General features: G+C 63.1%; 11 protein-coding genes and 1 pseudogene. 5 read left to right on the top strand and 7 right to left on the bottom strand.

The window, feature by feature from the left end; all coding sequences use genetic code 11:
• On the bottom strand, positions 1–811 hold an 811-nt coding region (locus AHiyo1_RS10060), incomplete at its 3' end, for an alpha-amylase family glycosyl hydrolase (protein ID WP_445286205.1).
• A gap of 127 nt (positions 812–938) precedes the next feature.
• On the opposite strand from AHiyo1_RS10060, the gene AHiyo1_RS10065 reads away from it, so the two are divergent.
• The 5 genes from AHiyo1_RS10065 (at position 939) to AHiyo1_RS10085 (ending at position 5,648) form a co-directional block, all read left to right on the top strand.
• Entirely contained in the window at positions 939–2,219 is a 1,281-nt protein-coding gene (locus AHiyo1_RS10065; RefSeq protein WP_059388478.1) for an ABC transporter substrate-binding protein, read from the top strand.
• Positions 2,220–2,306: 87 nt separating this feature from the next.
• The gene (locus tag AHiyo1_RS10070) at positions 2,307–3,329 is read left to right on the top strand and encodes a carbohydrate ABC transporter permease (protein ID WP_059388479.1); all 1,023 of its coding nucleotides are present in this window, start codon (positions 2,307–2,309) and stop codon (positions 3,327–3,329) included.
• A complete protein-coding gene (locus tag AHiyo1_RS10075) occupies positions 3,326–4,201 on the top strand; it encodes a carbohydrate ABC transporter permease (RefSeq protein ID WP_059388480.1) in 876 nt (291 codons plus the stop codon). The genes AHiyo1_RS10070 and AHiyo1_RS10075 overlap by 4 nt, the downstream gene beginning before the upstream one ends.
• Before the next feature lie 29 nt (positions 4,202–4,230).
• On the top strand, positions 4,231–4,470 hold the full coding sequence (locus AHiyo1_RS10080; RefSeq protein ID WP_059388484.1) for a hypothetical protein: 240 nt from the start codon (positions 4,231–4,233) through the stop codon (positions 4,468–4,470).
• Positions 4,471–4,589: 119 nt separating this feature from the next.
• Positions 4,590–5,648: a LacI family DNA-binding transcriptional regulator gene (locus tag AHiyo1_RS10085; protein WP_059388481.1), complete on the top strand. Its 1,059-nt coding sequence runs from the start codon at positions 4,590–4,592 to the stop codon at positions 5,646–5,648.
• Between the two features lie 12 nt (positions 5,649–5,660).
• On the opposite strand, the pseudogene AHiyo1_RS10090 reads toward AHiyo1_RS10085, so the two are convergent.
• The 6 genes and pseudogenes from AHiyo1_RS10090 to AHiyo1_RS10115 form a co-directional block, all read right to left on the bottom strand.
• Positions 5,661–6,528, bottom strand: a pseudogene (locus AHiyo1_RS10090) (hypothetical protein).
• A gap of 32 nt (positions 6,529–6,560) precedes the next feature.
• Positions 6,561–7,367: an exodeoxyribonuclease III gene (locus AHiyo1_RS10095; protein WP_059388485.1), complete on the bottom strand. Its 807-nt coding sequence runs from the start codon at positions 7,365–7,367 to the stop codon at positions 6,561–6,563.
• A 63-nt stretch (positions 7,368–7,430) separates the two neighbouring features.
• Positions 7,431–7,973: an HdeD family acid-resistance protein gene (locus tag AHiyo1_RS10100; RefSeq protein ID WP_253257253.1), complete on the bottom strand. Its 543-nt coding sequence runs from the start codon at positions 7,971–7,973 to the stop codon at positions 7,431–7,433.
• A 218-nt stretch (positions 7,974–8,191) separates the two neighbouring features.
• Positions 8,192–8,647, bottom strand: coding sequence for a dihydrofolate reductase family protein (locus AHiyo1_RS26545; protein WP_253257254.1), 456 nt, complete (start codon positions 8,645–8,647; stop codon positions 8,192–8,194).
• Positions 8,648–8,745: 98 nt separating this feature from the next.
• On the bottom strand, positions 8,746–9,372 hold the full coding sequence (locus tag AHiyo1_RS10110) for a response regulator (RefSeq protein ID WP_059388483.1): 627 nt from the start codon (positions 9,370–9,372) through the stop codon (positions 8,746–8,748).
• On the bottom strand, positions 9,369–9,925 hold a 557-nt coding region (locus AHiyo1_RS10115; protein ID WP_253257255.1), incomplete at its 5' end, for a sensor histidine kinase. The genes AHiyo1_RS10115 and AHiyo1_RS10110, both read right to left, overlap by 4 nt.

Consider the following 9,925-nt stretch of genomic DNA (forward strand, 5'->3'; position numbering starts at 1 on the left):
CTCCGGCAGCGATGTGGGGGTGTGCGGTGTGCGGTTCGACGGCTTCGCTGTGGGCGCCCGGTGCGGACAGGCCACCTTCGACCATGGCGGCAGAGCCTTCCCAGTCCGGCAAGCCGGCTTCTTTGACCAGACCGTGGGCAACGTCCACCCGGAAGCCGTCAACTCCGCGGTCCAGCCAGAAGCGCAGCACCGAGCGCATCTCCTCGTGGACTTCGGGGTTCTCCCAGTTAAGATCGGGCTGCTTCGTGTCGAAAAGGTGCAGGTACCACTCGCCGGGAGTACCGTCGTCGTTCGTCAGGCGCGTCCACGCGGGGCCGCCGAAGATGGATTTCCAATTGTTCGGGGCCAGGGCCCCATCCCCGGAGCCCGCTTTGGAGTCTTTGCCCGGGTGGAACATGTAACGCTCACGCTCGGGGGAGCCGGGGGCTGCGGCGAGGGCTTCGCGGAACCAGGCGTGCTCGTCCGAGGTGTGGTTGGGCACGAGGTCGACGATCACCTTGATGCCCAGGCTGTGTGCTTTCTCCAGCATTGCGTCGAAGTCGTCCAGCGTGCCGAAAAGGGGGTCCACTGCCCGGTAGTCCGCTACGTCGTATCCGGCATCAGCCTGCGGTGACTTGTAGAACGGGGAGAGCCACACGGCATCAACGCCCAATTCTTGCAGATAGGGCAGTTTCGCGGTGACCCCGGCAAGGTCGCCCATTCCGTCGCCGTTGGCATCGGCGAACGAGCGCGGATAAATCTGGTAGACGACGGCGCTTGCCCACCACGCGGAATTGTCGGAACCGGGAGTTGGGATCGGGGAGTGCGGCACTGGATTCCTCTCGATGACATATTTTGTGTAAACGCTTGCATTACTACCCGGAAGCTTACTAATGTGAGGCTCACCACATCAACCGCACAGCGGAAATACCTGGTCCACTCACTGAGGAGTTCCCAGCATGAACACACGCAAGTACCTTTTGCCGGCCGCTGTTGCCGGCGTGCTAGCCATGTCCCTGTCCGCCTGTGGTGGCGGCGGTGGCGGCGGCACAGCCTCAAGCGGCGGAGATGCCGCAGCGAACCTCGACGGACGCGGTCCAATCACCTACGTCCAGGGCAAAGACAACAGCAACGTTGTCCGCCCGCTCGTCGATAAGTGGAATGCGGCGCACCCGGACCAGAAGGTCACTTTCAAGGAGCAGTCCGACCAGGCGGACCAGCAACACGACGATTTGGTCCAGAACTTCCAGGCAAAGAACGTCAATTACGACGTCGTTGACGTGGACGTCATCTGGACCGCCGAGTTTGCAGCGAAGGGTTGGCTGCAGCCGCTCACGGACAAGATGAGCATCGATACCTCAAAGATGCTGCCCGCCACGGTCAAGACGGCGACCTACAACAACACGCTCTTCGCGGCACCCCAGACCTCGGACGGCGGCATCCTCTACTACCGCAAGGACCTGGTGCCCACCCCGCCCAAGACCTGGGACGAGATGATGAGCATGTGCTCCATCGCGAAGTCGAACGGCATCGACTGCTACGCAGGACAGTTCGCCAAGTATGAAGGCCTCACCGTGAACGCGGCTGAAGCCATCAACTCGGCCGGCGGCACGATCGTTGGCGACGACGGCAAGTCCACCGTGACCTCGGCGGCGGCGAAGGCCGGCCTCAACAACCTGGTCACCGCCTACAAGAGCGGAAACATCCCCACGCAGGGCGTGACCTACCAGGAAGAACAGGGCCGGCAGTCCTTCGAAGACGGCAAGCTCCTCTTCCTGCGCAACTGGCCCTACGTCTACAACCTCGCCAAGACGGACGGTTCGTCCAAGGTGAAGGACACCTTCGGCATGGCTCCGCTCCCGGGTAAGAGCGGCCCCGGCGCCTCTTCCCTCGGTGGACACAACCTCGCCGTCAGCGTCTACTCGGCGCACAAGGCAACGGCCAAGGACTTCCTGACCTTCATGACAAGTGAAGAGACTGAAAAGTTCTACGCAACGCAGGGCTCGCTGGCCCCGGTGCTCGCTTCCTTGTACGACGACCCGACCCTGGTCCAGCAGCTGCCGTACCTTCCGGTGCTGAAGACCTCGATCTCGAATGCCGTGCCGCGCCCGGTCACGCCGTTCTACCCGGCTGTCACCAAAGCCATCCAGGACAACGCCTACGCTGCCATCAAGGGTGACAAGTCCGTCGATCAAGCAATGACGGATATGGACACGGCCATCAACTCGGCCAGCCAATAGCGACACCTCCAGTGAACCCCGGGCGGCCGGCGCTTTACGCGTACTGCCGCCCGGGGGGCACGCCATCAATTTCCGGAAGGAGGGGAAATGTCCACCCTTGCGCAACCTAAGCGGGCGCCAGAGACACCAAGCCCCAAAACCAAAAAAGTTCAAAAAGAAGTAGGACAGGACCGGGCGGCCACGTCTCAAGGCCGCTGGGCGTTCTGGTTGATTTCCCCCGCCCTGGTATTGCTTGCCGTTGTCATCGTGTACCCGGTGGTCAACGCGATTATCATGGCGTTCCAGAAGGACCAGGGCCTTGACCCGGTCACCAAGGTCTTCGTCCAGGGCGGACCCGCGGGCTTCGATAACTTTGTCCACTGGTTGGCCCAGCAATGTGGCTCTGCTGCCTGTGCTCCTGGCACCCTCGGCGCCCAATTCTGGAGCGCGGTCGGAACGACGTTCTTCTTCACGGCGGTCACCGTTGTCCTGGAGACTGTCCTCGGGTTCTGGATGGCCGTCATCATGGCCCGGACGTTCCGCGGCCGCAGCGCCCTTCGTGCTGCAGTCCTGGTTCCGTGGGCCATTCCAACGGCCGTGACCGCGAAACTGTGGTTCTTCATCTTCGCTTTCGACGGAATCGCCAACAAGCTCTTTGGTACCGCAATCCTGTGGACAGGCAGCGAATGGCCGGCCCGCTGGGCGATCATCATTTCAGACGTTTGGAAGACGACGCCGTTCATGGCCCTGCTGATCTTGGCTGGCCTGCAGATCATCCCGGCCGAAGTGTACGAAGCCGCGAAGGTGGACGGCGCCTCGGCTTGGCAGCGCTTCACCCAGATCACCCTGCCGCTGGTGAAGCCGGCACTCATGGTGGCTGTCCTGTTCCGTGTCCTTGACGCACTGCGCATGTATGACCTCCCGGCCATCATGACCCAGGGCTCGAACGGCACAACAACGTTGTCCATTTTGGTTGTTGACCAGATCCGTCAGGGATTCAACTCAGCAGCGGCGTTGTCAACTATCACGTTCTTGATCATCTTCCTCGTTGCGTTCATCTTCGTTCGTTTCCTGGGAGCCAACGCAGTCGCCTCAGCCACACCCAAGACCACCAAGGGGCAGGACAAATGACCGCCGTGAGCATTGACTCCGCGCCTAAGACAGCTGCCCGACGGCGGGAACGCTGGGCGAGCGGGCGCACGTACATCAGCGCAGGGCTCATCTTCATCTGGTGCCTGATTCCCTTTTACTGGATGATCGTGACCGCGTTCCGCGACGTTGGATATACCTTCGATTCGACGCCTTTCTTCACCCACGTCACCTGGGACAACTTCAACACGGTGTTCTCCGAAAGCCTGGGCAACCACTTCGGCCGGAACCTGTTGAACTCGCTCTTCGTGGCAGGGGTAACCACCGTTGTCGCCCTGCTTTTCGGGGTTTTCGCGGCATATGCCTTGTCCAGGCTTGAATTCCGCTTCAAGTTCCTGGTCCTCGGCTTTGTCCTCGGGGCCTCGATGTTCCCGGGTGTGGCCTTGGTGACTCCGTTGTTCCAGCTGTTCACGAACATCGGCTGGTACGGCACATATCAGGCGCTGATCATTCCGAACATCTCGTTTGTTCTCCCCCTGACGGTTTACACCCTGACGTCCTTCTTCCGGGAAATGCCGTGGGAGCTGGAGGAATCAGCCCGGATTGATGGCTGCACGCAAGGCCAGGCATTCCGCAAGGTGATCATGCCGCTCGCTGCGCCGGCTGTTTTCACCACCGCCATCCTGGCGTTCATCGCTTCGTGGAACGAGTTCCTCATCGCGAGCCAGCTGTCCAATGACCAGACGAAGACCGTCACGGTCGCTATCGCCTACTTCGCCGGTGCCCAGGCCCACCAGGAGCCGTACACCGCCGTCATGGCAGCCGGAACGGTTGTGACGATTCCGCTGGTGATCCTTGTGCTGGTCTTCCAGCGCAAGATCGTGGCGGGCCTGACAGCCGGCGCCGTCAAATGACGCAAACTCCCGATTCGGCCGGGCCGTCCATCGGCGGCCCGGCCAAGGAGCAGCACTCGCGAGTGAAATCGGCGGAAGATTTCGACCTCGTGATAGGTTTTCTCGGCTTCTGGGCCTTGGTCCTGCTGGTCATCACTGTGGCCGCCGAACTCACGGCCCAGCCCGCACTGGGCTGGGCCCTGGGCCTCCTGGCAGTGCTGCTGGCCTTGTGGGGGATGCTTCGGCTTCGCCGGCGGCTCCCGGCACGGACATCCAGGCGCATCACGTGAGCAGCGAGCCGAAATAAGTGTCGCGGAATCGGCGGAGGACAGCCAGGCGGAATACGCTGGTTATCTGCCGTCTGGGAAGGAACCCCCGGCTTCCGCACGGATTCCTTGAGGGGGCTTGAGTGGCGAAAACGAGTGAACGGTCCCAGCGTGGCGGCCACGCAGGAGCCAGCATTGAGGATGTCGCACAGGCCGCTGGCGTTTCCACCGCCACCGTTTCCCGCGCAGTGCGCGGCCTTCCCCGGGTATCTCCTGCTACCCGGGAGAAGATCCTCAGGGTCGCGGGAGAACTTGGGTATGTGGCGTCGTCGTCTGCTTCGGGACTGGCCACGGGACGTACCAGGACGATTGGTGTCCTGGCCCCCTACGTGGACCGTTGGTTCTTCTTCAAGGCCATCGAGGGCGTGGACCGTGAGCTCCACGCCCGCGGTTACAACCTGTCCCTGTTCAACTTGGGCGGCCAGCGCGGAGCGCGGGAACGGCTCTTCAGCAAGACGATGGTCTACAAGCAGATCGATGCGCTCCTGGTCCTTTGTATGTCCCTGACGCCTGAGGAAATTGCCGATCTCCAAAGGATCGAAATCCCCTTGGTCATTGTCGGCGGTCCAGTGGAGGATTGCCCCAGCATCGGCATCGACGATTACGCCGCCTCGGTGGAAGCCACCATGCATCTGTTGAACCTCGGGCATCGGGAGATCGCGCTGCTCCACGGCCAGGACGATTCCGACCTGAACTTCACCGTGCCGCGGCTGCGCGTTGACGGCTTCACGGATGCCATGACGAGCGCGGGCTTCTCGATGCCGCCAGAATGGGACATCTTCGGAAACTTCACTGTGGGCAGTGGCCAGGAAGCCTTCGACGAGCTCTGGAGCAAACCTGGACCCAAGCCGACAGCGATCTTCTGTGCCTCAGATGAAATGGCCATGGGGGCCATGTTGCAGGCACGCCGTCGTGGCGTCCGTGTACCGGAAGAATTGTCCATCATCGGCATCGACAACCATGAATTCGCCGAGGCCATGGGGCTGACAACCGTAGCCCAGGACCCCGTGGAACAAGGCCAATTGGGCACGCGCATGCTGTTGGACGAATTGGCCGGGGCCACAGGTTCCGTGCGGTCAATGAAAGCAGCCCACCGGCTGATCGTGCGGGAAACCACCGCCCCGCCGCGCCCCAAAAGCTAGGAGCCCCAGGAGCTAGGAAGCCCGGGCCAACTGCCTGATGGGGATCCAGCGGGAAGCCAGCCTGCGATACGCCGCGGCCGCTCCCGTCATGTCCCCCTCGGCCAGGCATTCGATGCCGAGCCTGACGTCCATGGGCGACTCGTCCGGGTACACCTTGTCCGCCACTGCACCGTAGTCCAGCTCGACCATTGACTGCACATGGAACAACTCGAGCCATTCGGTGAGCTGGGTGAGGTCGTCCAGCATGTCCAGGTCCGGGGCTGCAAGGGCGAGGTTGGCTACTGCGAAGCGTGCCCGGTCCAGAGCATCGGTCAGTGAGGCCCAGACCCTGACCGTCAGGATGCGGCCGCCGGACTCCACGACATCCTTGCGGTCCGATTCCTGGAACAGCGAGAACCAGCTGAAGGGGATCCCCCACGTGGAGGCCCGCGTGTGCACCCGCTTCGCGTCATGACTGGCGTTGATGCGGTCGATGCGAGCCTGGTGCCGGTCGCGCTGGTCCACGGGGATGAGCAGGTCCGCGAGCGGTCCGTGGATACCTTCCATGAGGCGTTGGCCGCCAATCCTGCCCGGATGACCAGCTGGCTGGGGCAGTAAAGCAGCCGCCCGGCGTCGGGATCGTTCCGGTCTCCGGAAGGAACCCGTGTGATGCGGACCAGATCGGTGCTCCCGGTGGGGAAGGGGTCCCCGCCCTTGCGGGTGACCCGTCCGAGGGAAGCGAGCAGCTCGGCATTTTCGACGGCGGCCCGCGAGCCGCTGCGGGTACGCTCGCCACGAGCTGCTGCCGCTGGTCTTCGGGGAACGCTTCGAGCGGTTCGTAGACGCGCAACGCTGAAGAGAAGGGCAGTCCTGCCTGGCTCCCGTATAGCTTTCCGCTCATCGCGGGCCCGCCTCCTCCGTCATTGTTGCTACTCAGTCCGTAAGCTCCACGATCACGGGAGCGTGGTCCGAGGCGCCCTTGCCCTTGCGTTCCTCGCGGTCGATCGACGCCCCGGTGACGCGGGCGGCCAGCGCGGGGGAGGCCATGACGAAGTCGATGCGCATGCCCTCCTTCTTGGGGAACCGCAGCTGTGTGTAGTCCCAGTAGGTGTAGACGCCGGGACCTGGTGTGTAGGCGCGGGCGACGTCGGTGAAACCGGCCGTTTCGAACGCCCGGAAGGCCTCGCGCTCGGGTTCGCTGACGTGGGTGAGTGCGTTCGCCCTGAAGTAATCGATGTCCCAGACATCCTCGTCAAGCGGCGCGATGTTCCAGTCGCCCATGAGCGCCACCTGGGTCTCGGGGTTCTCCGTGATCCAGCCGGCGGCGTGGCCCTTCAGGGTGTCCAGCCACTTGAGCTTGTACGGCATGTGTTCGTCGTCCAGGGAACGGCCGTTCGGAACGTACAGGCTCCACACCCGTACGCCGCCACACGTTGCGGCAATCGCACGGGCTTCCTGGACAGGATCCTTGCCGGCTTTTCCGAAGGCGGGCTGGTCAACAAAGGTGCGTTCGACGTCGTCGAGCCCTACGCGCGAGGCGATCGCAACGCCGTTCCATTGGCTCAGGCCGAAGTGGGCAACCTCGTAGCCCATGCGCTCGAAGAGCTCCCACGGGAAGTTGTCGTCCTTGCACTTGGTTTCCTGCATGGCGAGGACGTCGCAGTCACTGCGCTGCAGCCAGGCCTCGACGCGGTCGGCACGTGCGCGGAGCGAATTTACATTCCAGGTAGCTATCTTCACAGCCACTAACTTACCGAACTTGGGACCTTGCGCATCCCCTCGCAGCAGATTGCTGCCGCAAGCCTAATGGGCGAGCATTACCGAAGAGGAGGCGCGCCTGCGGAGCTTGATGCCGGAGGCGATCAACAAAACGCCGCTGACCGCGGAGTATGTCGCGAGGAGTGCCACTACGCCCAGGAATCCCGCGCCCGGATTGACCAGCACAAAGAGCCCAAACAAAGTTGTGACCAACGCCGTCAACATCCAAATCCACCAAGCCCTGACCGTCGTCCTGGTGTCCATGGCAAGGATGATCTGCGAAACCCCGAGGACCAAGGCCCATGCTCCTATGAGGACGCCTAGTGCCGCGGCGGTAATTCCCGGCCACGAAACGGCAACGATGCCGGTCGCGACCGAGATGAAGCCGCCGATCAGGCTCCAGCGGGAGTGCCGTGCAGGATCGTAGAAGTAGTGGGCCATGTTGGTGAGCCCGTCGGTCATGGCGTACACGCCAAACACGTAGACGAGGGCAAACACCGTGGCGACCGGCAGGGAAGCGACCAGGAAGGCCAAGAGAAGGGCCAAAGCTCCCCGGAAGATCAGCGCCGTTCCTGAATGCTGAAACAACTTGCGACCTGCGGTGTCGGACATAGGGTCAGTTTAGACCCGGCGCGGTAGCTGGGGAATGGGCCGGCACGCGTGAGGCCACCCCTTTCGTTATCGGCGGGTGTAGTGGGCGATGATGACGCCCTTGGTGGTGGTGACGGAGCCGGTGAGCTCGAACTCGGTCAGCGGGGCTGGACCTTCGAACAGCCGCGTCCCGGTACCCAGGGTGAGCGGGTGGATCAGCAGCGTGAAGTTGTCGATGAGCCTTCGGCGTGCAGGGAGCGGACAAGCGACGCACTGCCGATGATCGTCAGATCGTTGCCCGGCCCGGCCTTGAGTTTGGCCACCGTCTCGGCGGCCTCGCCGGAGAGCAGAATGGAGTTCTGCCAGGCGTCGGCGTTCTCCAGCGTCCTTGACACAACGTACTTCGATGCCGCGTTCATGTACACGGTGAACGGGTTGTCGTCGGCGCGGGTGCCCCAGGCGGTGATGAAATCGGTCCAGGTCCGGTGTCCGAACAGCATGTCCGCGGTTTTCGCCATGCCCTTGCCCATCTCACGGCCCATGACCTCGTCGTTGTACCTGCCGCCCCACCCACCGTGGGTGAAGCCACCGCGGGTGTCCTCGTCCGGACGGCCCAGGCCCTGGATGACTCCGTCGAGGGTGATGGACAACGTGGCATTTATCTGGCGCATGACATGCTCCCTTGCTCCTGCGGACCGCTCTCTGCGGCCCGGTCACCCCCTATACGAATGGCGACCGGCCAAATCGACACCGGCACCCGCATTTTTTCTTAACGCATCCCCTCGCGGCGGATGGCCACCGCAATCGCCGCGGCCCTTGTCTCTACGCCGAGCTTGGCGTAGATGTGCGCCAAATGCGTCTTGACCGTAGCCTCGGAGATGAACAGGCGTTTGCCGAGCTCGCGGTTGCTGAGGCCTTGAATGAGGAGGCTGAGCAGTTCGGCTTCCCGCGGGGTGAGGACCTCGTCCGGGTTGCGCAATTGCTGGAACAGCTTGCTGGCCACAGGCGCGCTCATGACGCTCTTGCCTTGGGCCGCGCCCCGGACCGCGGCGAAGATCTCCTCCGGCGCGGCGTCCTTGAGCACGTAGCCCATGGCACCTGCATCCACGGCCCTCACGATGTCGGCATCGGAATCATAGGTGGTGAACACCAATACCGCTTGCTGCTTGCTCGCTTGGCGCAACCGCTTGATCGCCTCGATTCCGTCCATGCCCTGGCCCATGGCGAGGTCCATCATGACGACGTTGGCCGGGTGTTGTTGCGCAATGAGGAGGGCTTCCTCGCCCGATGCGGCTTCGGCGACGACGGTGATGTCCGGCTGGGTGCCGAGCAACGCCTTGAGTCCGCTGCGGACCACCAAATGGTCATCGACGAGCAGGACCGAAATGGGGTTCATGGGGAGTCTTTCTTGATGGGCGACTGGTGTGCTTGATCCGGTTCTGTAACCGGCAGCGGTAGTTGCGCGGCTACGACGGTTCCCTCTCCGGGGGAGCTCTCCACCGAAAATACCCCGCCGAGTTGTTCCACCCGTTGGCGCATGGCACGCAGACCGTAGCCGCCCTTTTCCGACGGCGGAGGTACCGCAACGGGATCAAAGCCGCGGCCGTCGTCGAACACGTCCAGGGTGACCGCCCCGGGCAGGAATCCAAGCGTCAAACTGGCCTGTTGAGAGTGGGCGTGGAGCTTGATGTTGGCCGCCGCGCTTTGCGTCACGCGCACCAGGGCATGGCGAACTTCGGCCGGTACCGGGCGGGGATCCCCGGTGACGTGGACGATCACGGAGTCGAGGTATTGGCGGGCGGCCTGTTCGAGGGCCTGGGGCAGCGGTCCGCTCTCCAGGCCAGGCGCGGAAAGTTCGTGGACCAGGCTGCGGGTGTCGGCCAGGTTCTGCCGCAGGAGGGTCCCCGCCTTCTGCACTTCCGCTTTCGCGCCCTCTTCAGGCCACGAGC

It is taken from the genome of Arthrobacter sp. Hiyo1 (genome assembly GCF_001263615.2).
Classification (GTDB): domain Bacteria; phylum Actinomycetota; class Actinomycetes; order Actinomycetales; family Micrococcaceae; genus Arthrobacter.

Bases quoted from the DNA above. Each gene is read 5' to 3' on its own strand.
- AHiyo1_RS10065 (WP_059388478.1), top strand. From the start codon at position 939: ATGAACACACGCAAGTACCTTTTGCCGGCCGCTGTTGCCGGCGTGCTA.
- AHiyo1_RS26545 (WP_253257254.1), bottom strand. From the start codon at position 8,647: ATGCGCCAGATAAATGCCACGTTGTCCATCACCCTCGACGGAGTCATC.
- AHiyo1_RS10110 (WP_059388483.1), bottom strand. From the start codon at position 9,372: ATGAACCCCATTTCGGTCCTGCTCGTCGATGACCATTTGGTGGTCCGC.
- AHiyo1_RS10070 (WP_059388479.1), top strand. From the start codon at position 2,307: ATGTCCACCCTTGCGCAACCTAAGCGGGCGCCAGAGACACCAAGCCCC.
- AHiyo1_RS10075 (WP_059388480.1), top strand. From the start codon at position 3,326: ATGACCGCCGTGAGCATTGACTCCGCGCCTAAGACAGCTGCCCGACGG.